Genomic DNA, 24,328 nt, shown 5'->3' with positions numbered 1-24,328 from the left:
ACCCGACACCATTGGACAGTAGCGCATTTCTGCCATCTGTCTGAAATGGACTCGCAAGGGCCTGTCGTGCGGCAGGCATTCTACAAGCGATCTTTGGAGACACAGCCATGAGCAACTCAAACAACGCGACCTGGACACGCCGCTCCTTTGGCGGAGTGGCACTCGGGCTGACGGCCGCAGGAATCCTCGCAGGGCGCGTCGAAGGTGCCGAGCAAAGCAAAAGGCCGGTACGGCACAAGGGTATGGGCCTGGTTGCCGACAAGCGTATCGACGCCGGAGACCTGAATGTCGGATACGCCGAGCTCGGTCCTGAAGACGGCTCGCCCGTTATGCTGTTCCACGGCTGGCCCTACGACATCAACGCCTTCGCCGAGGTGGCGCCTTTGCTCGCGGAGCGTGGTCATCGTGTGATCGTGCCGCATCTGCGCGGATACGGCAGCACCAGGTTCCTGTCCGATGACACTATGCGGAACGGCCAACAGTCGGCGCTTGCTGTCGACGCCATCAAGCTGATGGACGCCTTGAAGATTGAAAAGGCGACGGTCGCCGGGTTCGACTGGGGTGCGCGGACCGCCGACATCGTCGCAGCGCTCTGGCCAGAACGATGCAGGGGTCTAGTATCCGTCAGCGGCTATCTCATAGGGAACCAAGCTGCTGGAAAGGCGCCTCTGCCCCCAGCCGCGGAGGTTCAGTGGTGGTATCAGTTCTACTTCGCCACGGACCGCGGTCGCGACGGCTATGAAAAATATACGAACGACTTCGCCAAGCTGATCTGGCGTCTCGCCTCGCCGCAGTGGAAGTTCGACGACACGACCTTCGATCGGAGTGCAGAAGCATTTACCAATCCCGATCACGTCTCGATCGTCGTTCATAACTACCGCTGGCGGCTGGGCCTGACGGAAGGTGAAAAACGGTTCGACGAATTCGAGACCAGGCTTGCGGCCGGTCCCGAGATCCATGTGCCGACGATCACGATGGAGGGCGACGCCAACGGAGCGCCTCATCCGGATCCCAACGCCTACGCCACAAAGTTCAAGGCGAAATACGAACACCGTCTCGCCGCGGGCGGGATCGGCCACAATTTGCCGCAGGAGGCGCCCGAGGCGTTCGCCAAGGCGGTAAGAGATGTCGATTCCTGGGCGTGAGCAACCGGGGTCCCGACGCGCTCAATTATCGAAAAAATCGATGATCTCCATCCGAAAAATCACACTGGCTCGGCATCGCCTAGTCGTGAGATGGGAAGCGCTTCCGCCGGGCAGGCGTCAGAACGCCGTGGCTCCGGGTGCGAGCTCCTTGAAAGGATTCAACTTTGGAAATCGGTATCGATAGTTTTGCGATGCTCCTGCCCGACCCTGACACGGGTCGCCTGCAGTCGGCCGTCGATCGCATGGAGAGCGTACTTTGCGAGGTGGAGCTGGCGGACCAGGTCGGTCTGGACGTCTTCGGAATGGGCGAACACCACAGGGAAAACGCGCTTGATTCCGCGCCCGCCGTGATACTTGCCGCAGCGGCGGCGCGCACCAAGTCGATAAGGCTGACGAGCGCCGTCGCCGTCCTTAGCGCCTCCGATCCCGTCCGGCTTTTCCAGGAGTTCGCAACGCTGGACCTGATATCCCGCGGACGAGCGGAGATCGTGGTCGGTCGTGGCTCTTCCGTGGAGGCATATCCCCTGTTCGGCTTCGACCTGAGGGACTACGATGCGCTGTTTGCGGAAAAGCTGGACCTACTGCTCAAGATCAGGGAACAGCCCAACATTAAGTGGCAGGGCCGGTTTCGTCCTGCGATGAATGGCGAGGGTGTCTTCCCTCGTCCGCATCAGCCCAAATTGCCAATCTGGCTTGGCGTTGGCGGCACGCCCGAATCCTTCGTCCGCGCAGGCTCTCTCGGCCTCCCGCTGATGGTGGCCATCATCGGAGGGAGCTTCGAGCGCTTTCTGCCCCTTGTCGAGCTCTATCGTCGAGCATGGCTCGTCGCCGGGCATCCCGCTGAAAACCAGCGGATAGGCGTCCACGCTCTTGGCTTTGTCGGAGAGACCGACGAGGCCGCAAAGAAAGCGTTTTTCCCCGGCTGGTTCCAAATGTTCACGGACGCCGGAAGAGAGCGCGGCTGGCCGCCGCCGACGCAGGCTCAGTTCGAGCATATGTGCGGGCCGGTTGGCGCATTCCTCGTCGGCAGCCCGCAGACGGTGGCTGCCAAGATATCCCATGTTAACAGAACGTTGGGAGGAATTGCTCGAATCACTTTTCAGATGAGCACCGCCGCGCTCGACGCGGAAGCGATGCGTCGTTCGATTGAGCTGCTGGGAACCGACGTCGCGCCTTTGGTGCGGGAACAGCTTCGCGACTAGCGGGTGCGCGTCGCGCGGAGCGCCGACGTTTGCCGGCGCCCCATCTCTTCAGCCGAAGATCAGTTTCTGATAGGCAGCCAGCATCTGCGGATCCTCGACGGACCCATGATGGTGAAGCTGTCGCCAACCGCCGTCCTTGCGTACAAACCACCGGGTCGTCCGGAAGGCGACATCAAGCGTCTCTGTCGCCGTCTGACATACTCCGCGTTCGCGGCCGACGAACAGATGCCACTCGTCGCCGCCCTGACTCGTGAAGTCGTGGAAGGTCACCTGGACCTTCGTTTTTCCCTTGAAGAGCTTTGAATACCCGTCGGCGATCTGGTCCCAACCGCGGCGGATGCCGCCGATCGGATTGTCCATGCTGGGATCCGAGCCGCCGAGCCAGACCTGTTCCAGCCCTTTGAGATCGCCAGCGTTGAAGGCTCGATAGAATCGTATCAAAGCATCCAAGGCGCTTCCATCGTCCTGCGCCGTCTCGCCGCCGTTAACTGTGAGATGCCGGTCCATTGATTTTCTCCGTACTTCCTCAAAGGTGGCTGACGCACTTGGAAAGCATGTAACTCTCCTCGTACTGGCCAACTTGGTTTACCCGTCTCTACGTCAGGGCAGCATGCGCAATCGATACCAACCCTTCTATGGTACGATGGTGTCGAGCATAAATTTGGAGATACGCGACGATCGCATCGGAGAAGATAGAAGCGCGTGATTTTCAAGTGGGACGGACCGAGCGCCCTACGGTCCTCGCATTCCGCTCGCTTGGAAACAGCAGGATCATCGCAACATAGATCGCGGCGCCGACTACGAGCGCAATGCTGGCGACGGCAAGCGCGAGATCGAACCCGGCGTCTACGTTCACCACATGCCTCATGATCACTCCTACGGCAGGCGGCCCCATGATCTGTCCGATCGCGAACACCGCCGTCAGTAGTCCCATGTAACGCGCGTGGTGGCTCGATCTGATCCGCCTGACTTCGTTCATGGCGAAGAAGCTGATCGCAGTGAACGGCAGGCCTACGAGAACGCTGCTGAGTGCAAGACCGAAAGCGTCCTGCCAGATAACCGACAGCCCCACCCCGACCGCCTGCACGAGGTATGCGGCAATCAGATGGAGCCGCACGTCCGCGCTATGCTCCACGCGCGCCGCCAGCAGCGATCCGACGACTGCCGCGACCCCGAAAAACGGCCAGAAGACGGTGAGCAAGGGTGAACCAGGAATGCTGTTCTTCGCGATCACCGGAAGATAGGTCGCCGTGACGATGTAGCCGAAGCCGGCCAGCCCGTATGCGATCGCAAATAGAGGCATTTCCGATTTCGGCACCTTGCCGGAGGCGCGCGTCGGCGCCCCCACCGAATAGGCGTCGGATGGCTTCGCGCTCTCGCCGAAGGTCTTCCAGATGATCCCGCTGATCGTGACGGAGATCGCGGCGAATATCAGCCAGGCGGTGTGGCCGGACAGCCCGAGAATGGTCATCCCGCTGGCGGCCAGCCCGGACACGGCGATGCCTGCGCCGGGTCCCGTGAATATGGCGCTTCCGATCGAGCTGCCGGTTCCCGAAAGCTGGGCGAGACACCAACCGGAGGTGAAGACGAATCCGATCGCCGAAGCGACGCCCGCCAAGAACCGAAGAGCGACCCAGGCCTCGGCATAGGGCGCAGACATCAGAGCCGTAAGCAGAACCGTGGCCACTAGTGTCAGGCGTATGACGAAGGTATGGTCCCACCTCTTGGGTACTGCCATCGCCGCCAATGCACCGACCAGGTAGCCGACGTAGTTGGCAGTCGCGAGTCCTCCGGCTCGCGAAAGATCAAGGACGCCGTCGTGTAGCATCATCGGCAGAATTGGAGTGAATGCGAACCGCCCGACGCCCATGGCGATGGCGAGGGACGCCGATCCAGCGAGCACGACCACATATGGGCTGGGGCTGTGTTTAGACATGACGCTGTCCTTTGTTCGATTGGAGTATGTCGCCACGAATTCGCGCGACGGCTGCTCCCCTTCAGGTAGATTGGTCGAGGTCTGCGTGAACCGTCAGTCTGCGGCAGGCTGTCTGCCGGGATCCGCAAGGATCTGCGGGATGCCGTCAGGTAGGACTGCGGCGTGCGATAACGTCCAACGCGGATTGGTAGAGCTCTCGCGTCAATTCCTCGGCACCAACTTTCAAAGCAAGACGGGAGGCCTGCCCCGACCAGAGGTTCGTAAAATCATTCCTCGACTCCGCCTCGGCTTTTGCTCTGATGGGAACGAGAGCTCCTCCGGCAGTTGGAAATGCAGGCACGGCATCTGAGATTGGACCTAGATCGCGCATCAGACGGTTTACGATGCCTCTCGCTGGACGGCCGGTAAAAACGTTCGTTATCGCGGTGCTGTCGTCTCGGGCCGAAGCCAGCGCCTCTGCCTGAACTGCGGGAATCCTCGCCTCAGGGCAGAACAGGTAGGCTGTCCCGACCTGGACGGCGGAAGCTCCGAGCATCAGGGCGGCGGCGACACCTCTCCCGTCGGCGATCCCGCCGGCGGCGATGACCGGCACCCGCACCGCGTCGACCACCTGGGGCAGGAGCGCCATGATTCCAACCTGTGTCGTCATGTCCTGGCTCAAAAAATTCCCGCGATGTCCGCCGGCCTCGAAACCCATGGCGATGACTGCGTCGACGCCGTTTTTTTCGAGCCAGACGGCCTCAGCCACGGTCGTGGCGGACGATATGATCTTCGCGCCTGTCGCCTTCACACGCTGCACCAGTGATTTTTCGGGCAGCCCGAAATGAAAGCTCACGACCTCCGGTTTCAACTCCTCGACCACCTCGCAAAACGAAGAGTCGAATGGTGCACGGCCCGCCGTGGCGATCGGCGCGGCGGGGTCAAGTCCTGCGTCTACGAAGTAGGGCGCCAGCAGGGCTCTCCATCGCATCTGCGCTGCCAGATCTTCGGCGGGGGAAACATGTGAGAAGAAGTTCACGTTCACAGGCGCGTGGGTAGCGCCGCGGATCTCATGGAGGGCCTGACGCAGCCCCTCGACGTTTAACTGAGCGCTTGGGAGAGACCCCAGACCGCCGGCCTTGGCCGCGGCGACGACCATTTCGACCGTCGTGGCTCCGGCCATCGGCGCCTGGATGATGGGAAGCTCGATTCCAAACAGGTCGAGAATTCGGCGATCCGGCCAGCGGGTCATGTGGACTCCTTGTCATGCGTGACGTTGCAACGCTGATACCTCCGGCCACGACCCGCGTCTATTGGACCTTGGTGTCCTGAAGAGCGACCCAATCCGAAGGTATTGGGAACACCTTGGTACAATATCGGGTCCCGATTTTCGGCGCGATTGTCGTGGCAGAGCGGACGACGGCGCGACCGCCGGGAAGCTCCCGGCCGATGGCTGGATCAACGCATCACACGAGGAACAAAGCGACCGACCGCCACCTGGCGGACGAAGGGTACCCGCGTCGCCACAACGGAGGCAGGCATGAAGGTGCATAAGACTGTTATCATCACAGGCGCGTCGCAAGGGATCGGAGCCGGACTCGTCAAGACGTTCCTGGACAAGGGCTGGAACGTCGTCGGAACCTCTCGGAACATCAGCGAGAGCACGCTTTTCGACCGTGCGGGGCGATTGGAACTGATCAGCGGCGACGTCGCGGATCCGAAAACCGCCGAGCGGGCGGCGGCGGCGGCGATTGAGCAGTTCGGCTCGATCGACGCACTCGTGAACAATGCCGGAGTGTTCTTCACCAAACCGTTCCTCGAATACACCATCGACGATTTCCGGCGGCTGTGCGCGACGAACGTCGAGGGATTCCTCCATTTCACGCAGCGCGCGATCGGACAAATGCTGCGCCAGAAGTCCGGCGGGAGCGTCGTGACGATCACGTCGTCGCTGACGGACCATCCGATTGCCGGCGTGACCGCGTCGCTTCCAATGGTTACCAAGGGCGGCCTCAACTCCGTCACCAAGAGCCTGGCGCTGGAGTTCGCCAAGGACAACATCCGCGTCAACGCCTTGTCTCCGGGGGTGGTCGACACTCCTCTCCATGCGAAAAACCCGCGGTCCTTCCTCGAATCCTTGTCGCCGATGGGGACTATCACGGCGGTTCAGGAGATCGTCGACGGCGTCGTCTATCTGACGGAATCCTCAAACATCACCGGGGAGGTGCTGCACGTCGACAACGGCGCACATCTGGGCAAATGGTAGTCGCGAGCGCTGAGGCGCGCATCAAGGAACTGGCGATATGCCTCCCGAAGGCGCCCACGCCATTCGGCGCGTATGTCGAAGCGTTCCAAAGCGGCTCGCTGCTTTTCCTAAGCGGCATGCTACCGGTCGCCGGACATTTGCCACTCTATACGGGCCTCGTCGGCCGCGAGCTGTCCGTCGCCGAAGGCTACGACGCGGCGCGGGCGGCCTGCCTTAGTGGTCTAGCCGCCGCGCAGTCGCAGCTAGGAACGCTGGACAGAATTCGATCGGTCGCCAAGCTGGGCGTCTATATCGCCTGCCCTGCCGATTTCCATGAACACCCCAAAGTCGCCGATGGAGCGTCGGAGCTATTGCTCGACGTGTTCGGTCCCGCCCGGCTCCCTCCCCGCATCGTCCTCGGCGTTTCCAGCATACCGCTTGGAATGCCGGTCGAGATCGAACTGGTCTTCGAGATCGGGCCAGCGTTTGCATCCCAAACCCAAGAACGGAGCCAGCCATGAAGGTCAGACAACCTACCAGGACAAACGCAATCGCGATGTCGTCGAAAGCCCTTACCGCCGCGGCGCTACTGCTGCTTCCGGCGCTCGCCCTATCCGGTCAGACGAAGGTCGCCGAACAGGTGGACCGCGGTGCGGTCGTCAAGGCCCACGCAGGTCAGGAACATTCGCAGATCAAGGTGGACAAGCGGACGCCCGCCTACTGGCGTGTCACCTTCGACAATCCGCCCTTCAACATCTTCGGACCGGAGACGATCCCTCAGATGGAGAAAGTGGTGGCCGCAATCGAGAGCGATCCCAATCTTAGAGTCGTCGTTTTCGACAGCGACGTACCGGGGTTCTTCCTCACCCACTACAACTTTACGCCGCCCCTCGCCGAATCCACCAGCCTTCCCTCTGGGCCTACGGGCTTGCACCCCCTGCCCGACATGCTGGTTCGCATCAGCAAATCGCCGGTCGTTTCAATCGCGCTGATCCGCGGCCGCGCGACCGGCGTCGGAAGCGAGCTTGCTCTCGCCAGCGACATGCGCTTCGCCAGCCGTCAGAAGGCAATTCTCTCACAGTGGGAGGTTGGCGCTGCCCTCGTCCCCGGCGGCGGCCCCATGGCAAGACTACCGCGACTGATGGGGCGCGGTCGAGCGCTCGAAGTTCTTCTCGGATCCGACGACATCAACGGCGATCTCGCTGAGGAGTACGGCTACGTCAACCGCTCCTTCGACGACGACAAACTCGATCCGTTCGTAGACGCCCTCGCGACGCGAATCTCCGGCTTCGACCGACAGGCCATTGCGGACACCAAGCGGCTGGTCGATTTCGCGAGCCTTCCGAGCGATCCCGAGATCGCCGCCGGCTGGGACGCCTTCATCACGTCGGTCCAGCGTCCGGCGGCGCAGAAGAACATCGGACGGCTGATGGAAATGGGCCTGCAGAAGGATCCGGACATCGAGGCCAAGCTCGGACACTACACGCAAACTCTGGCCGACCAGTAGGCCGAAACGGTGCCCGCGTGGCGAGCGGCAGGTCGCGCGCGGGCATCGGACATCCTTCAACGCACTCAACGACAATGGAGATATCCCATGCACAGTCTCGAACACCAGATCGTCGATTCAAGCTTTTCGGCCATCATCAATGCGCCGATCGAGAAGATCGACATCCCGACGTGGTGCTTCAATCTTCCTGAAAAAGAATATCAAGGCTGCTCGCCGGCCCACATCGCGGCAGGCTTCACCACCGCGGCCGACGGCACGCGGATGTCGATCAACGTCGAGACGATCGGCGGCAGCCTGATGGTCCAGCATTACCATGAGACACTCGGCGAAAAGGATCATCTCATCCTCGACTCCGATTCCGACGTCTTTACGCCCAACGGCCGGGTCACCATCCACGTCACCTGGGAACTGAGTGTGAAGAAGCTCGATGCGAACCGCTGCGAATTCACCAACCGCGTCCAATCCTTTGCAACGGACGAGATGATCGCCTTCCTCGATCGCCAGGGCATCCCGTTCGAACTCTTCCGAACGCAGCGACAGCCGATGTCCATCGCCCACAACAAAGGCGAGACGCCGCTGTTCGCTGCGAGCATTGAACGCGCAGCCCTGAAGAACTCCGCGACGAAGGCGGCCTGATCCGGCGAAGGAGAACATCATGACTGACCTATCCTTCGATCGAAGCAACACCGGACTGCTGGTGGTCGATCCCTACAACGACTTCATTTCTGAGGGTGGCAAGATCTGGCCGCGGATCAAGGAGGTCGCGGAGGCGAACAACTGCGTTCCACACATGCTTGAAGTGCTGACCGCCGCCCGCGAAGCTAAGCTCCGGGTGTTCTTCGCGATGCATCATCGCTACCGGGCCGGAGACTACGAGAACTGGAAGTACGTGGCGCCGATCCAGCGTGCGGCCTGGCACCGCAAGAGCTTCGAGTTCGGCACGTGGGGCGGTGAGTTCCGTGCCGAATTCGTGCCCGTGGCCGGCGAGGTCGTCGCATCGGAACACTGGTGCTCAAGCGGCTTCGCCAACACCGATCTCGATCTCGAGCTGAAACGGCACGGCATACAGCGTGTTATCGTGATCGGGTTGGTGGCCCACACCTGCATCGAGGCGACCGTCCGCTATGCGGTCGAGCTCGGCTACGACGTCACGGTCGTCAAGGACGCGGTCGCCGACTACTCGCCGGAAATGATGCACGCAGCCCTGGAGGTCAATCTTCCGAGCTACGCCAGTGCCATCGTCGACACAAAGGAAACCGTGGCGGCGATCGCTCTCACCCAGACGGCGTAAGGTCGACGCCGTTGCCAACAGCCATCCGGCGCGCGTCCTACCACACGCCGGATTTCTGACATCGAAAAGTAATACTATTTGCGCTTCGGGGGTTGGCACGTGCTTCGCCGAACCTTATTTGAATTCGACAGCCAGCCGCGGACGCCTCGCATCACTCCCCCATTTTGTTGGAAGGCGGCCCGCTCATCATTTCGAAAGGATCCACGATGACACTCTCAGGCGACCTTCTTATCGGCGGCGCAAACGTGCGCGGTGCCGCCTCAGCGTTCTTCGCGACCAATCCTGCGAACGGCAACACCATGGAGCCGAACTTCGCAGGCGCGACGAAGGAGCAGGTCGAGCAGGCCGCAGCGTTGGCCTGGGACGCCTTCCCGGCCTACAAGGAGACGTCGCTCGAAGATCGGGCCCGCTTCCTGGAAGCGATAGCGGAAGGAATTCTGGCCCTTGGCGACGAACTCGTCCTGCGAGCGATCGACGAGACGGGACTGCCGCGTGGCCGCATCGAAGGAGAGCGTGCCCGGACGGTCGGACAGCTTAGGCTTTTCGCGAAGGAGGTCCGAGACGGTGCTTTCCAGGACTTGCGTTTCGATCCCGCCGACGCCGACCGCAAGCCGGTGGCGAAGCCCGACCTTCGGCTCCGCAACATCGCTCTCGGACCGGTCGCAGTGTTCGGGGCGTCGAACTTCCCCCTAGCCTTTTCTGTCGCTGGCGGCGACACCGCCTCTGCCCTCGCAGCAGGATGTCCGGTGATCGTCAAGGCGCATTCCGCCCATCCCGGAACCTCCGCACTCGTTGGCAAGGCCGTCGTTGACGCCGTCGCGGCATGTGGGCTTCCGTCGGGGACTTTCGCGCTTTTGTTCGACGCAGGATTCGAGGTCGGCCAGACCCTTGTCGCCGACCATCGTATTCGCGCCGTCGGCTTCACCGGCTCGCGCCGTGGCGGGACAGCGCTGATGAAGATCGCATCGGAGCGGAAGCAGCCCATACCCGTCTACGCCGAAATGAGCAGCATCAACCCCGTCATCCTCTATCCGAACGCACTATTCAGCCGGGGCGCGGAAATCGGAAGATCGTTCGCGGCTTCGCTCATCCTCGGCGCCGGTCAATTCTGCACGAATCCTGGGCTGATCATCGCCATCGAGGGTGCGGGCCTCGACGCCTTCGTCGATAGCGCGGCGGCGGCCTTGGCGGAAGCGCCGGCTCAGACCATGCTGACAGGCGGCATCTGCGAGGCGTATCGAAAGGGCGTTGCAAGGCTTGCGTCGTCACCATCCGTATCGCAGGTCTCTGTCGGGAAGGACGGAACGGCTCATCAGGCCTCGGCCGCGCTTTTCCAGACGACGGCGGCTTCCTTTCTCGCCAATCCGGAGCTTCAGGAAGAAGTTTTCGGCGCGGCGGGACTGATCGTTCGCTGCAGTGACCACGACGATCTGCGCAGGGTCGTCGAATCCTTGGAAGGTCAGTTGACCATCGCGCTACACGTGGATGCCGAAGACGTCGTCGCCGCCTCCAAGATGATCCCGCAGTTGGAACTTCTCGCCGGACGGCTCCTCGTCAACGGCTTCGGGACGGGCGTCGAGGTCTCCCCGGCGATGGTCCATGGCGGACCTTATCCGGCGACGTCGGACGGAAGATCGACGTCGGTAGGCACATTGGCGATCTACCGTTTCCTGCGCCCGGTGTCCTACCAGGACTTCCCGGCAGACCTGCTTCCAGCTCCACTCAAGAATAGCAATTCCGCCGCTCGCGTGTAGACGATAAACTGGAGCGGGGGCGCTGACGCCCCCGCTCCTTGTCTCGCAGAGGTTACACCTCTGAAGCCTTCGCAGCCATCGTGGCCTTCGCCCACCAGACCAGCTCGTCCAGCGCAGTCTTCGCCGACGGCAGCAGGTTGGCTTCGATCTCTTCGATCGGCTTGTTGCCGCCCATCGAGAAGACGGTGAAGAAGTCGCTGCCGCCGATATGAACGGCCGCATGCGTGGAAACCATCTGCAGCTCGACGCCGATTCCGCGCAGATGCTCGAGTGCGCGCGACCCGCCCGCCGTGCCATAGGCGATCGCGGTGAACGGCTTGCGTGCCCATTCCACGTATGACTGGTCGAGGGCGTTCTTCAGCACGCCGGTGATCGAGCGATTGTATTCCGCGACGACGAAGATGTACCCGTCGTAGCGGGCCACGGTCTGCTGCCAACGAACGGCTTCCGCACTCTGGCTTGGTGCGTAGGCGTTCGACGCGACCTCGTCGAAGAACGGCAGCGGATGGTCGCGCAGATCGACGATTTCGACGTCGATGTCGTCGCGAGCCTGAGCCTGCTTCAGTATCCACTGTGCGGGCTTGTCGGCGAAACGGGTCGGCCGGGTGGAGCCGATGATGATGGCGATCTTAGGTTTCGTGGGCATGGCATTCCTCGTTTTATGTCGGGTTGATGATAATGACCCTCCGGGGAGAGGATCAGTCGCTGCTCAGGGCGTCTGCATAGGCATAGAGCCCAGGAGAACCTCCCGTCATGACGAACAGGACGTTCGATCCTGGCGCGATGACTTCGTTTTCGATATCGGACAGCAGGCCGGCAAAGGCCTTCCCTCCGTACACGGGATCCAGAAGCAGGCCTTCAGTGCGGCCGACGAGATTGACTGCTTTGACCATCTCGGACGTCGGCATGCCGTAGCCGCTACCGAGCTGAGCGCCGTCTATCGCCAGCTCCTCCCCTCGAATTCGGTATTGCTCCCCGAGAAGGTCGAAGACAGCGTTGACTTTTTCCACCGTCGCGGCGACGCACGCCTCCGCTGGCGAGAGAACGGTATACGCTCTGATCCTCGACGGATCTTTTCCGGCTAAAACAGCTCCTGCGGCGAGACCGGCGTGCATGCCGCCGCTGCCATTCGGGACAATCATCTGGTCGAACGCGACGCCGATTTCGGTCGATTGCACTTCGACTTCGAGTGCGCAGTCAATGTAGCCTAAAGCTCCGACCGGCGTTGAACCACCAAGCGTGCCCACGAAAGCCTTGCTTCCAGCCGCGGCGATTTCCGACGCGCGGCTCCTGGCGAATGCGCCCGCATCATCGCCCGTGCCGAGGAGGTGGACACGGGCGCCAAAGAGCCGATCCAACAAGACGTTGCCGTTCGTCTGGTAGATCTCGGTCCCGCGGGGCACCATTTGAGCCAGAACGACCTCGCATGCCATTCCGGTTCTGGCGCAGGCGGCCGCGGCCAGACGAGCGAAGTTCGACTGCACGCCGCCAGTTACGACGAGAGTGTCGCAGCCTTCCGACAGGGCCTGGCCGATCAGGAATTCGAGCTTGCGTAGCTTGTTGCCCCCGCCCCCCAGTTCCATCAGATCGTCTCGCTTCGCCCAGATCGAGACGCCTCGTCGACGCTCGCCGAGGACTTGCTCCAGACGATCCAGCCGCTGGATCGGCGTCGGTCCGTTCACCAGGCGCACGCGCGGAAAACCGTTCAAAAGATTCCAGTCGGACATCTCTGCTTCTCTTCTTATGTGTTGTCCCACCGGTTTCAAGACGCCAGTGCCGGCGTCCGGTAGCGCGGGGCGGGAACGTTGCGAGAAAGGTTCGGCATCAGCTTCTGGCGAGCCGCCTCATATGCGTTCCAGTCGGCGATGTCGGGAACCGACGGAAGGGTGATCAGCTCGCCCATGTCGAGACCGGCGAGCGCCGCATCGACGGCGTCTTCCGCCTTCATGACGATCTGGTCCGGAAGACGGTCAAGCGAGCCGCCTGACGCTTCCCAGAACGGCGTCTCCACTGCGCCGGGAAGTACGGCCTGGATTCGGATGTTTTTTTCTGCGAGTTCCTTCTGCAGAGAGAACGTCAGAGCGATGACGAACGCCTTCGTTGCGCCGTAGACCCCGTTGAGGATCTCGGGAGCGATGCCTAATGCGGAAGCCATGTTGACGATCGTGCCGTGCTCGCGTGCGACGAAGGACGGCGCGACGGCATAGACGAGACGAGTAAGAGCCGTCACGTTGATCGCAATCATTTTTTCCATCGCCTCGACGTCGGACATGAGCAACGGTTCGACTGCGCCCACCCCGGCGTTGTTGACGAGCATGGTGATCGACGGGTCGCTCCGAAGGATTCCTTCGACCTTCGAGAGGTCGTCGCGCTGGCCGAGATCCGCCCGGACGGTCTTTATCTTCCGACCGGTCGAACTTGCGATGTCCTTGCTGATCCTGGCGAGCGCATCCTGGCTGCGCGCCACCAGTATCAGGTCGTAGCCGCGGCGGGCGAGCCTGTCGGCGTAGAGCGCGCCGATACCCGACGATCCACCGGTGATCAGTGCAGTGCCTCTTGGAAAGTTTGTCATTGTCATTTCTCCTTTATTGCGGTGCTTTGGATAAAGCGTCAGCGCAGCGTTCTGAACGCCGCCCGAAGCTCCGATGCGAAAAGGTCTGGCTGCTCCCAGGCGGCGAAGTGGCCGCCCTTGTCGACTTTGTTGTAGTAGATGAGGTTGTGGTACGCCTTCTCGGCCCAGCTCCTCGGAGCCTGGTAGATCTCGCCGGGGAACACCGTGATCGCAGCCGGAATCTTGATGTCGACGGCGTTGAAGTTGTTGGCGTTGTTCTCCCAGTAGAGCCGCGCACCTGACGTCGCGGTCCCTGTGAACCAGTAGAGGGAGATGTCGTCGAGCATCTCGTCCTTAGTCAGCGACTGCTCCGGGTCGCCGCCGCTGTAGGTCCAGTCGGCGAACTTGTCGTAGTACCAGGCGGCGAGACCGACCGGTGAATCGGTCAACGCATAGCCCAGCGTCTGCGGCCGCGTGACCATCATCAAAGCGTAGGCCGCGCCCTTCGTGTACAGCGCGTTCATCTGCTCGTAGGCGGCCTTCTCGTCTTCGGAAAGCCCGGCCGGCGCGGGTTCGCCATCGGCGAGCGCCTTCGCAATGTCGGGCGGAACGGTCGCCGGCATGTTCGTGTGAATGCCGAGCAGTCCGTCCGGTGCCTGCGCCGCCATCTTGTCGGATACGACAGCGCCCCAGTCCCCGCCCTGCGACACATAACGGTCGTAGCCGAGCCGCTTCATCAGCACGTGCCACGCCCACCCGATGCGGTCCGGGCCCCATCCGGTTTCGCTTGGGACTTCCGAGAAGCCGTAGCCGGGCATCGACGGTATGACGACGTGGAAGGCGTCCTCCGCGGCGCCGCCGTGAGCGGCCGGATCGGTGAGCGGCCCGATCGTCTTGACGAGTTCGAGCACCGATCCGGGCCAGCCGTGCGTCATGATCAGCGGCAGGGCGTCCGCGTGCTTGGACTTGACGTGAATGAAGTGAATGTCGAGGCCATCGATCCTAGTCATGAACTGCGTATGCGCGTTTAGCTTCTTCTCGCCGCGCCGCCAGTCGTATTCCTTGCCCCAGTACTCCACGAGCGGCTTTAGCTTTTGAAGCTGCGCGCCTTGCGAACGGTCGGAAACCGTCTCCTTGCCAGGCCAACGTGTCGCACAGACACGGCGGCGCAGCTCATCGACCTCCTCCTGCGGGATTGCGCACTTGAAGGGGCGGATAGCATCGCCCTCCGTCGCCGCCCTGACGGGCTTGGGGAGAATGCTGAGTGCGGCGGTCGCGGCTGTGACTGCAAGCAGTTCGCGCCGCGTCGTCGATAGTGCGGTTCTCGCTTCTACTCCTGCTGACATGACGTCCTCCGTTGAAACTGAATGGTTGGAATGCGTCTAAGGGATCGTCCGGCAGGGCTGCCGAGGATATTGTTCGAAGGTATTGGCGATACCAATGGATCGGTTACCGACGTGCTCGACGCATCGACACCTTGGGACAATGGACATCGGGGACAGCGACGGCGCATCGTGCCGATCGCGGTGAAAGTGACCGCGATTAACAGGGAGATCGAGATGGCTATCCAAGAACCCACCCCAACCAAATCCGCGCGCGCGGATCACATCGACATGAAGCTCGAAGTCGTCGTCATTCCCGTGTCCGACGTCGATCGCGCCAAGTCCTTCTACACCGGCCTTGGCTGGAGGCTCGACGCCGACGTCTCTGGCAAGGACGGTTTTCGCGTCGTGCAGGTGACCCCTCCAGGCTCGCCTTGCTCCACGATTTTCGGATCGAATGTGACGGCCGCCTCACCCGGTTCCGCTCAAGGCCTCCACTTGGTCGTTACCGACATCGAGATGGCGCACGCGGCTCTTGCCTCCCGCGGCGCCGAGATGAGCGGCGTCTTTCACGACGCCGGCGGCGTCTTCCATCACAAGGGCGCCGACCAGCGGCTGCCAGGACCACATCCCTCCCGGTCGAGCTACGGTTCTTTCGCCTCCTTCTCCGACCCGGACGGAAACGGCTGGCTCCTACAGGAAGTCACGGCGAGACTTCCTGGTCGCATCGACACCAAAGGTGCAGCGTTCACATCCGCCGGCGACCTCGCAGAGGCGCTGCGCAGGGCCGCGGCCGCCCATGGCGAGCATGAGAAGCGCGACGGCGGCAAGCACGACGAGGCGTGGCCAGAATGGTACGCCGACTATCTGGTCAAAGAGCAGTCTGGCCAAACCCTGCCGACGTGACCTCCTGAACGAAAGCCTGCGCCCCAGGCAACCATCTCCGCCCCGAGCATTTCGCAAGAACGCCGGTCCTCTCGGGCCGGCGTTCCCGCTGGCTACCAGCGACACTCGTCCGTCCGCCTCGGTTGACGAGCACCGAGCCGGTGCCGAGCTCATCACCGTGACTAGGAGGTTAGCTGGGAAGGACGGCGCGGAGAACCGTCGCTTGCCTGCAGGCAGCCAACCGCGTTTCGGCACAATTATTCGAGGCTTCCGGATTCCGCGGCGATGCGTCCAAGTTCCGAACGTAGACGCGGAACTGCAAAGTCGATGAAGGTTCGAACTTTCGGAACGGCTGCGCGTCCTTGAGGGGTCAGGATGTGAACTGGCAGCGCAGGTGGCTCCGCCTGATGAAGAACGACTCTTAGGCGACCGTCGCGGACATATTCTGCGACGTGATACGAATAGAGCCGCGTCACGCCCATTCCTTCGGCGGCCGATGCCGCAGCCGCTCGGACGCTGTTGACGAGATAGCGTGGGGTGAAGTGAACGGTTCTTGGGACGGAAGTGCCTTTGGCCGGCGCGAAGCTCCAGGATTCGAGGCCGAAGTTCGAGAAGGCGATCAAGTCGTGGCGGGAGAGATCCGACGGCTCAGTGATTGCGGCTCGACTGTCGAGATATTGCGGCGCGGCGACCACGACGCGGCGAACATCTCCGCCAATGCGCGTGGACATGTGGGTCGAGTCGGCGAGATTTCCGATCCTCAGGGCGAAGTCCACTCCCTCGTCGACCAGGTTCACGAAGCGATCGAGCATCAAAAGCCGAACGGAGACGTTGGCGTTCTCACGAAGGAAGCTGTCGAGGATCGGCCGGAGCACCTCTTCGCCCAGGATGGGCGGCGCCGAAATTGTCAGCGTTCCTCGCGGAGAGGATCGCTCTGAGCCGGCGATCATGTCTGCCTCCTCGAGATCGACAAGCACCCTGCGGCATGCTTCGACATATCTCTGGCCCGCTTCGCTGAGCTTTAGACTCCTTGTCGTTCGGTGAAGGAGCTCCACGCCAACATGTTGCTCAAGCAGACCCAATGCCCGACTGATCGCAGTCGGGGACCGCTTCAGCCTACGAGCGGCGCCCGCCAGGCTTCCTTCTTCAACCGCAGTGACAAAGACCTTCATTGCATCGATACGATCCATTATCTGCTCCTGACCGCTTTAGGCGCCGGCGAGCCGCGCGAAGTTGCCGGTCACGGGCCTTCTACCCAACAAGCAGGTGACGCGCGACCCTTAAGGCCCGATACCATCGTACAATGGACTTCCCCGCTGGACCGATCATTCTGTCCAGGCTTGCTAAGCGAACTGATGATTTTGTCGCCAAGCGCACATTTTGTGATACCATTTTTCGGGAAGTTGGCGACGACCTGGACAGCTCTTTGGGAGAGCACATGTACCGGATGACCTCCACGGTGACGACTTCGAACCTAGGCGATCAGGATCGACCGACAGTCTTCGTCGTTGATGACGACATCTCAGTGCGAGAATCGCTGGAGCTGCTGATTGGCTCCGCCGGGTGGCGACCCCTGCTTTTCGACTCCGCGCATAGTTTTCTCGAAGCACCGGTTCTGGCCTCTCCCTGCTGCCTGGTTCTTGACGTGAATATGCCAGGACTGAACGGCCTCGATCTCCAGAGCATGATTACGATAAGCCGGAGCAGGATGCCGATCATATTCGTGTCCGGTTTCGGCGACGTCCCGACGACCGTGAAAGCTCTCAAAGGAGGCGCGTTGGATTTCCTTACCAAACCGATCGAGACGGTTGCGTTCCTGGAGGCCGTGAGCTCGGCGTTGGAACAGAGCGCGGCCATGTTGCGTGACGATAGCAACCTGCTTGCGCTGCAAGGGTGTTACGAGGCGCTTACCAAGCGCGAACGAGAGGTCATGGTGCGCGTGGTCAAAGGGCTTCTCAACAAGCAAGTGGCATACGAGTTGGATATCAGCGAGATCACCGTCAAGGCGCATCGCGGCCAAGTCATGCGGAAGATGTGCGCCCGAACTCTTCCCGACCTCGTGAACATGGCCGCGCGCCTTCGGCTGGAGGAGCCACCCGAAATTCACTGAAGCGTAAAGCCTCGATCGGCGCGCGGCACAACTTGGTAGAACCCGGCGATAACGGCACAACCGATACCATAGGATAATATACGGCAGGTTGATTAAAACGCACGGTATCCTGAGGGTGCAATCCCGCGAAAAGGATAGATATGAGCGTGGAACTCGTTCGGGTTCTGGAAGCGTTGCCAGGAATGGCTTTTACCGCCCTCCCGGACGGCAGCATCGATTTCATGAACGCCAATTTGGTTGATTTCCTCGGGCTTGGCGAAGCGGTGACGGTTTGGCCACTAGCCGCCTCTCCCGCAGACTTGCGGAACACGAGACAGCAGTGGTACGCGCTGCTGTCCGGACGCGAGCCTTTCGAAATCACATTGCCAATAAGTCACCCCACCGCCGCGTTGCAGGAATTGCATGTCCGCTGCAAGCCATTGATCGACAACGACCGGGTGGAGAGGTGGTACGGCTTGGCGACCGAGGGGGCGGACATCGCATCGCGACCAGAGATGCGACACGGCGCCGCCGCGAAGGCATCGGAAAATCAGACTATCTTGGAAAGTATTCCGGCCGGCATAGGAGTTCTCGATTCGAACGGAAACGTCGAGGCGATCAACGGCCACCTCCTGCAATACTATGGTCGGTCGCTTGATGAACTACGTTCCTGGGGTCGAAGTGATGTCGTCCATCCCGATGACATGCAGGGGTTAACCAAAGCCATTCAACGGGCGGTCGATAAAGGCACCGCCTACGAGGCCGAGGTACGGCTCCGGCGCGCCGACGGCGAATATCGATGGTTCAGGATTGTCGGTTGTCCCCTCGCGGATGAAAGCGGCGCCGTCGCACGTTGGTACGCGCTTCATATCGATATCGATGATCGGCGGAAAGCCGAGGAAGCGCTGCGGTTCAACGAACTGGCATTTCGCAACATCGTTAACGCGATGCCAGTCACCGTATGGACGTGCCGCCCCGATGGCTACTGCGACTTCGTGAACGATAGATGGCTTGAATATGCAGGAATGAATGCCGAACAAGCCGAAGGCTCCGGTTGGGAATCCGTCATTCATCCGGAGGACGCCAGCGATCTCGCAAAGTTTTGGAACGCGTCACTGATATCGGGCCGACCTGCTGATTTCGAAGCGCGAATGCGTGGAAGCGATGGCGCATCCCGGTGGTTTCTCTTTCGCGCAACGCCGCTTCTCGGAGACGACGGTACGGTCGTAAAGTGGTATGGAACCCACATCGATATCGAAGACCGGAAGCGCGCGGAACGAGCACTGGCCGAACGGGAGCGTGAGTCCCGTTTGATCGTCGACGGCATCGCGGGCATGATCGCGATCTTCTCGCCGGATGCCCAGTTGATCGATGGCAATCAGCAGATCCTCGACTATTTCGAGCGTCCGCTCTCAGAGTTGAACGACTGGTCGAGCAACGGCATCACGCACCCGGACGATCTGCAGACCTGCATCGATAGCTTCATGGGTTCAATCGCCACGGGAGAACCATACGACTACGAAACCCGCTTTCTGCGGCACGACGGCACCTGGAGATGGTTCCAGCTTCGAGGGCTTCCCCTTCGCGACGCCGAAGGCAAGATCATCCGTTGGTATGGACTATTGACGGATATCGACGACCGAAAGCGAGCCGAGGAGAAGCTTCGCAGAAGCGAGGCTTTCCTCGCGGACGCTCAACGCCTCAGCAAGACGGGGAGTTTCCTGCTCAATCTCGGCACAAGCGAAGTCACCTGGTCGGCGGAAACCTATCGTATCTTCGAAGTCGATCCGACGACGCCGGTGACGCTCGACATCGTCCTGTCCCGTCTGGATCCCGATAGTCTAGCTACGGTGGAGCAGGTTATCGATCAAGCCAACAGAGGGGCCGGCGACTTCGACTACGACATAACCCTGATAACGCCGAGCCAATCGCCAAAATACGTACGGGTGCTTGCGCATAGTGAGCGGAACAGGGATGGGGATCAGGAATTGATCGGCGCCGTGCAGGACGTCACCGAGAGCCGGAAGGCGGAAGATGCGCTCAATCGGGCGCGATCAGAACTGTCCTACGTAACTCGCGTTACGAGCCTCGGCGTGTTGACCGCGTCAATTGCTCACGAGGTGAATCAACCGCTAGCTGGCATGGTGACCAATGCGGAGACTTGTCTGCGAGTTCTGGCTTCGAATCCTCCAAATCTCGATATCGCGAAGGACACGGCCCGGCGAACGATCCGCGACGCCAACCGCGCTGCCGACGTGATCGCCCGTCTTTGGGAATTGTTTAGCCGCAAACCGCCGCACCTCGAGGCAGTCGACATCAATGAGATTGCCGAGGAAGTCATCGCACTGATATCGAGCGATCTGCAGCATGCGAAAACGTCATTGACGGCCGACTTCGCAAACGATTTGCCGCGCGTGACCGGCGCTCGCGTGCAGCTTCAGCAAGTTATCATGAACCTGCTTCGAAATTCGATCGAGGCGATGCCGGCCGCGGGAGATCGGCCGCGACGAATTCGTTTGAGGACAGAGGGAGGCCTTCGAGAAATCCGGCTCTACATCGAGGATACCGGCGTAGGCTTTGCCCCCCAGGGGGTGGACCGAATTTACGACGCTTTTTACACGACGAAGCCAGACGGCATGGGAATCGGCCTCTCTGTCAGTCGTTCGATTATAGAGAACCATCAAGGCCGGCTGTGGGCTGCACCAAACGCTGACCATGGTGCTACCGTAGGATTTTCGCTCCCGACATCTCCGAGCGGCGACGGGGAAAGTATCGGTCGGTCGGCGGTACCGACGGCAAGTGATATGCGGAGGAATTTATGACTACCAGCAAGAAACATGTCTCGGTCGTCGACGACGACGAATCCGTCCGCGAAGCCCTACCGGATCTCCTCCGCTCGTTCGGTCTGTCTGTGGAAGCTTTTGCGTCCGCTGAGGCTTTTTTGAATTCTAAGTCGCCACAAACCAGCGACGGCATGATCCTCGACGTGGCAATGCCTGGCATGACCGGGCCGGAGCTTCAGCAGGAACTCGGTCGGAGAGGCCAAAGGATTTCTATCATTTTCATAACGGCGATCAGGGATGAGGACGTGCGGGCGAGGTTGATACGCGAAGGTGCCTCGGACTGTCTGTTCAAGCCCTTCAGTGCCGACGAACTTCAGGATGCATTGCGCCTCGCATCGTTGTTAGACTGATCGAGGGTGGCGGACCTGGAATGCCTGCAATCCGACATAGGCGTAGGTACTAAAGTGTCTATTGCCGCGCAGTAGCCGTCAACGGATCGATATTGTAGGCTCTCGCCCGGAAAGTGGGCTTTGAGTGGGCGATGGGGATAAACGTCTTTCAATTCTTCGATGCGCTGCCGGGCATGGCATGGACCATGCTGGAGGATGGCCAAGTCGATTTCGTCAACCGAAGCTGGGTAGAGTTCACGGGGCTGCGACCGGCGTCCGGAGAGTCTTGGCGCTGGGAGGATGCTGTGCACCCGGCCGACGTTGGCGCGGTCACCGCCCATCTGCAGAGCGTTAGACACGCAGAGACACAGGGAACGATCGAAGCGCGGCTTCGGCACGCCGCAGGCGAATTTCACCATTTCCTCATCCAGTGGGCCCCTTTGGAAGACGCTCCCCACGGCGTATTGAATTGGTGCGCGGTCGCGACCAATATTGAACCCGTCGTTCAAAAACGGGAAAGGTCGCAGGCCGCACTCGATTTCCAGCTCGTCGTCGATAGCATCCCGTTACCCGTGGCCGTGACAACACCGACTGGGGAAGTCGAAGGCCTCAACCAACTGACCCTCTCCTATTTTGGGCTAAGCCTCTCGGATCTAAAGGACTGGAAGGCTTCGGAGGTCGTGCACCCGGATGACTTGAAGGAAACCATCGAAGCCCAGATCGCCGCTCACATGGCGGGCACGTCTTACAACGTTGAGAGCCGCCATCTTCGCGCCGACGGAATTTATCGGTGGCATAACGTACTGGGTCTACCGCTGCGGGACAGGTCTGGTGCGATCCAGCGGTGGCTGCATCTGCTGATCGACATCGATGACCGAAAACGGGCCGAGGTAGCTCTCGCAAACAGTGAACGCGAGTCTCGCTTGATTGTCGGCACTATCGCAGGAATGGTCGCGCTCTTTACGCCCGAAGGTCAGTTGAACGGCGCAAATCAACAGCTTCTCGACTACTTCCAACTGCCCCTTGAGGAGGTTGTGAACTGGGCGACCAATGGTATCACGCACCCCGACGACCTGCAGCACTGTGTCGAGACATTTACGGCGTCGCTCAAAACGGGAGAGCCGTATGACTTCGAGACGCGCTTCCGTCGCCATGATGGCGAATTTCGCTGGTTCCAGGTCCGCGGCCACCCGGTCAAAGACAATAATGGCGGGATCGTCCGCTGGTATGGTCTGCTGACTGATATCGATGATCGGCGCAGGGCGGCGGAGGCGTTGCGCGAGCGCGAGATCGAGCTGCAATTGATCGTAAACTCGATCCCAGGCCTCATCATTGTGCTCCGGCCCGACGGGGCTGTGGAGAGCGTAAACGATCAGTCCTTGCGATATTTCGGCTATGACTTCAACGAGCATCAAAAGTGGAAGACCAACGATATCATTCATCCTGACGATCGTGACCGGGGCGTGGCTAGATTCGCCGAGGCAGTCGCCGCTGGTCAATCGTACGAGGTAGTGGAAAGGCTCCGTCGGCACGACGGCGTCTATCGTTGGTTCCAGGTGCGGGGAACTCCCGTGCGCGACCACGAGGGCCTCGTTGTACGATGGTACTTCCTGCTGAATGATATCGACGACCGGAAGCACGCCGAAGTCGCGCTTGCTAACAGCGAGAGGGAATTCCGCCATATCGTCAACATGGTTCCGGGCATGATCATACTTTCGCAGCCTGATGGAACGCTCGACGGGAGCAACCAACAGCTACTGGACTATTTCGGAATCTCTCTCGACGAGGTGCAAGACTGGTCAACGAACGGCATAACTCACCCCGATGACGTGCAAGTCAATATCGATACCTTCCTGGGCGCACTCAAGAGCGGCAATCCTTACGACTACCAAAGCCGTTATCGAAGACACGACGGCGTGTTCCGATGGTTCCAGGTGCGAGGACAGCCACTTCGTGACGCAGAGGGCAAGATCGTCCGATGGTATGGACTACTGACTGACATCGACGATCGCAAGCAGGCCGAAGATGAACTGCGTAGAAGTCAGGCCCTTCTCGTTGCAGGCCAGCGCTTGATCAGGACGGGTACGTTCTCCTGGCATGTCGAAACCGACGAGCTGATCTTGTCCGACGAATGGCTTCGAATCCTCGAATTCGAAAAAGACGAAGTCGTGACGTTTGACCGGATAACGGAGCGGATACACCCGGACGACGTTGCGCTCTTTGCCGGGAAGATCGGCGCCGTACGCGAAGGCGACCAGGACTCGGAATACGAGGTCCGCGTTCTCGCCCGCAACGGCGACATAAAGTACGTTCGCGTCATCGGCGAGGTTATAATTCACCGGAATGGAAATCGGGAATGCCTTGGAGCGATCCAAGACGTGACACAAAGGCGCTTGACGGAGGAAGCGCGCGATCAGTTGCGCACAGAGCTTGCGCGAGTGACCAGCATCCTCAGCCTCGGCCAGATGTCGGCGGCGATCGCGCACGAGGTGAACCAGCCACTGTCAGGCATCATCACGAACGCGAACACCTGTCTGCGGATGCTTGCAGCCACACCGCCCGACATAGAAACGGCCCTTGAGACGGCGCGGCGCACGATCAGGGACGGCAATCGTGCCACCGAGGTAATCGCCAGACTGCGGGCGTTATTCAGTAAGCGCAACATCGAATTCGAAGACGTCGATATAAACGACGCGGTGAGTGAGGTAGTCGCCTTGTCTGCAGGTGATCAGCGACGCAACGGCGTCGCTATTCGAACGCACTTCGCCACCTCCCTTCCCCCCGTCAACGGCGACCGAGTCCAACTTCAACAAGTGATCAACAACTTGCTTCGCAACGCCATTGACGCGGTATCTGGCGTGAAGGATCGGCTGAGATCGGTCGAGATCCAAACCGAGCTCGGCGGTGATGGGCAGATAAGCGTTGCGGTCAGCGACAACGGAATTGGTCTCGACCCAGACGGAGGTACGCGGATCTTCGAAGCGTTCTACACGACGAAGAACAATGGGATGGGGATCGGTCTTTCAGTCTGTCGTTCCATCATCGAGAGTCATGGTGGTCGCCTTTGGGCTGAGCCTAACCAAGGGCCGGGCGTTACCATGCACTTCTCCGTACCGTCCGCCGAAGAGGCAAGCATCACGGCAGCCTCGCAATGAAAAGCTGGAATCTCCCCCCGCTCCGGCAGCTCTGATCCGGTCCACCTCCGCACGACAGTCGAGCAGGCGGGGGAACCACCCGATACAAAGGTGTC

Annotated in this window: 21 protein-coding genes; 13 read left to right on the top strand and 8 right to left on the bottom strand. The window is 60.8% G+C overall.

All coding sequences use genetic code 11. The annotated features are described in order from the left end of the window. Positions 1 to 107 precede the first annotated feature (107 nt). The gene (locus J3O30_RS10285; protein WP_207584038.1) at positions 108 to 1,145 is read left to right on the top strand and encodes an alpha/beta hydrolase; all 1,038 of its coding nucleotides are present in this window, start codon (positions 108 to 110) and stop codon (positions 1,143 to 1,145) included. A 164-nt stretch (positions 1,146 to 1,309) separates the two neighbouring features. Further along, positions 1,310 to 2,347 carry an LLM class flavin-dependent oxidoreductase gene (locus tag J3O30_RS10280; RefSeq protein ID WP_207584037.1) on the top strand — a complete coding sequence of 346 codons (1,038 nt, stop codon included), beginning with the start codon at positions 1,310 to 1,312 and terminating at the stop codon, positions 2,345 to 2,347. Positions 2,348 to 2,395: 48 nt separating this feature from the next. Here the strand turns inward: J3O30_RS10280 and J3O30_RS10275 are convergent, their stop codons facing one another. The 3 genes from J3O30_RS10275 to J3O30_RS10265 form a co-directional block, all read right to left on the bottom strand. Next, on the bottom strand, positions 2,396 to 2,854 hold the full coding sequence (locus J3O30_RS10275; RefSeq protein WP_207584036.1) for a nuclear transport factor 2 family protein: 459 nt from the start codon (positions 2,852 to 2,854) through the stop codon (positions 2,396 to 2,398). Between the two features lie 202 nt (positions 2,855 to 3,056). Then, a complete protein-coding gene (locus J3O30_RS10270; RefSeq protein WP_207584035.1) occupies positions 3,057 to 4,283 on the bottom strand; it encodes a YbfB/YjiJ family MFS transporter in 1,227 nt (408 codons plus the stop codon). A gap of 145 nt (positions 4,284 to 4,428) precedes the next feature. Then, positions 4,429 to 5,514 (bottom strand): nitronate monooxygenase family protein, encoded by a 1,086-nt coding sequence (locus J3O30_RS10265; protein ID WP_207584034.1) that lies wholly within the window; start codon positions 5,512 to 5,514, stop codon positions 4,429 to 4,431. 288 nt (positions 5,515 to 5,802) lie between these two features. Between J3O30_RS10265 and J3O30_RS10260 the strand changes: the two genes are divergently transcribed. The 6 genes from J3O30_RS10260 (at position 5,803) to J3O30_RS10235 (ending at position 11,059) form a co-directional block, all read left to right on the top strand. Further along, complete coding sequence (locus J3O30_RS10260; protein WP_207584033.1) at positions 5,803 to 6,528, top strand: SDR family oxidoreductase; 726 nt, start codon at positions 5,803 to 5,805, stop codon at positions 6,526 to 6,528. Beyond that, entirely contained in the window at positions 6,522 to 7,028 is a 507-nt protein-coding gene (locus J3O30_RS10255; protein WP_207584032.1) for a RidA family protein, read from the top strand. Before J3O30_RS10260 ends, J3O30_RS10255 begins: the two co-directional genes overlap by 7 nt. Beyond that, positions 7,025 to 8,014, top strand: a complete 990-nt coding sequence (locus J3O30_RS10250; RefSeq protein WP_207584031.1) for an enoyl-CoA hydratase/isomerase family protein — start codon at positions 7,025 to 7,027, stop codon at positions 8,012 to 8,014. Before J3O30_RS10255 ends, J3O30_RS10250 begins: the two co-directional genes overlap by 4 nt. Before the next feature lie 87 nt (positions 8,015 to 8,101). Further along, complete coding sequence (locus J3O30_RS10245) at positions 8,102 to 8,650, top strand: hypothetical protein (RefSeq protein ID WP_207584030.1); 549 nt, start codon at positions 8,102 to 8,104, stop codon at positions 8,648 to 8,650. A gap of 19 nt (positions 8,651 to 8,669) precedes the next feature. Beyond that, positions 8,670 to 9,305, top strand: a complete 636-nt coding sequence (locus J3O30_RS10240) for an isochorismatase family cysteine hydrolase (protein WP_207584029.1) — start codon at positions 8,670 to 8,672, stop codon at positions 9,303 to 9,305. Positions 9,306 to 9,511: 206 nt separating this feature from the next. After that, positions 9,512 to 11,059, top strand: coding sequence for an aldehyde dehydrogenase (NADP(+)) (locus J3O30_RS10235; protein WP_207584028.1), 1,548 nt, complete (start codon positions 9,512 to 9,514; stop codon positions 11,057 to 11,059). Between the two features lie 52 nt (positions 11,060 to 11,111). On the opposite strand, the gene J3O30_RS10230 is transcribed toward J3O30_RS10235, so the two are convergent. The 4 genes from J3O30_RS10230 to J3O30_RS10215 are packed head-to-tail and all read right to left on the bottom strand — an operon-like array spanning position 11,112 to position 14,956. After that, the gene (locus J3O30_RS10230) at positions 11,112 to 11,705 is read right to left on the bottom strand and encodes an NADPH-dependent FMN reductase (protein WP_077988599.1); all 594 of its coding nucleotides are present in this window, start codon (positions 11,703 to 11,705) and stop codon (positions 11,112 to 11,114) included. 52 nt (positions 11,706 to 11,757) lie between these two features. Continuing rightward, positions 11,758 to 12,786 (bottom strand): D-cysteine desulfhydrase family protein, encoded by a 1,029-nt coding sequence (locus tag J3O30_RS10225; RefSeq protein ID WP_207584027.1) that lies wholly within the window; start codon positions 12,784 to 12,786, stop codon positions 11,758 to 11,760. Between the two features lie 35 nt (positions 12,787 to 12,821). After that, positions 12,822 to 13,631 (bottom strand): SDR family oxidoreductase, encoded by an 810-nt coding sequence (locus tag J3O30_RS10220; RefSeq protein ID WP_207584026.1) that lies wholly within the window; start codon positions 13,629 to 13,631, stop codon positions 12,822 to 12,824. Positions 13,632 to 13,669: 38 nt separating this feature from the next. Then, positions 13,670 to 14,956 (bottom strand): epoxide hydrolase, encoded by a 1,287-nt coding sequence (locus J3O30_RS10215; protein ID WP_207584025.1) that lies wholly within the window; start codon positions 14,954 to 14,956, stop codon positions 13,670 to 13,672. Positions 14,957 to 15,169: 213 nt separating this feature from the next. Between J3O30_RS10215 and J3O30_RS10210 the strand changes: the two genes are divergently transcribed. Then, positions 15,170 to 15,838: a VOC family protein gene (locus J3O30_RS10210; protein WP_207584024.1), complete on the top strand. Its 669-nt coding sequence runs from the start codon at positions 15,170 to 15,172 to the stop codon at positions 15,836 to 15,838. 236 nt (positions 15,839 to 16,074) lie between these two features. Here J3O30_RS10210 and J3O30_RS10205 read toward each other — a convergent pair whose 3' ends face one another. After that, entirely contained in the window at positions 16,075 to 17,007 is a 933-nt protein-coding gene (locus J3O30_RS10205) for a LysR family transcriptional regulator (RefSeq protein WP_207584023.1), read from the bottom strand. Positions 17,008 to 17,255: 248 nt separating this feature from the next. Between J3O30_RS10205 and J3O30_RS10200 the strand changes: the two genes are divergently transcribed. From J3O30_RS10200 to J3O30_RS10185, 4 genes are all read left to right on the top strand, one after another. Then, entirely contained in the window at positions 17,256 to 17,927 is a 672-nt protein-coding gene (locus J3O30_RS10200) for a response regulator (RefSeq protein WP_026157621.1), read from the top strand. A 140-nt stretch (positions 17,928 to 18,067) separates the two neighbouring features. Further along, positions 18,068 to 20,728: a PAS domain-containing sensor histidine kinase gene (locus J3O30_RS10195; RefSeq protein ID WP_207584022.1), complete on the top strand. Its 2,661-nt coding sequence runs from the start codon at positions 18,068 to 18,070 to the stop codon at positions 20,726 to 20,728. Then, positions 20,725 to 21,099 (top strand): response regulator, encoded by a 375-nt coding sequence (locus tag J3O30_RS10190; protein ID WP_207584021.1) that lies wholly within the window; start codon positions 20,725 to 20,727, stop codon positions 21,097 to 21,099. Before J3O30_RS10195 ends, J3O30_RS10190 begins: the two co-directional genes overlap by 4 nt. A 131-nt stretch (positions 21,100 to 21,230) precedes the next feature. Continuing rightward, on the top strand, positions 21,231 to 24,233 hold the full coding sequence (locus J3O30_RS10185; RefSeq protein WP_207584020.1) for a PAS domain-containing protein: 3,003 nt from the start codon (positions 21,231 to 21,233) through the stop codon (positions 24,231 to 24,233). Positions 24,234 to 24,328: the final 95 nt, after the last annotated feature.

This window comes from Rhizobium sp. NZLR1 (assembly GCF_017357385.1).
Lineage (GTDB): Bacteria > Pseudomonadota > Alphaproteobacteria > Rhizobiales > Rhizobiaceae > Rhizobium.
This window is presented reverse-complemented; position numbering and strand designations above follow the sequence as displayed.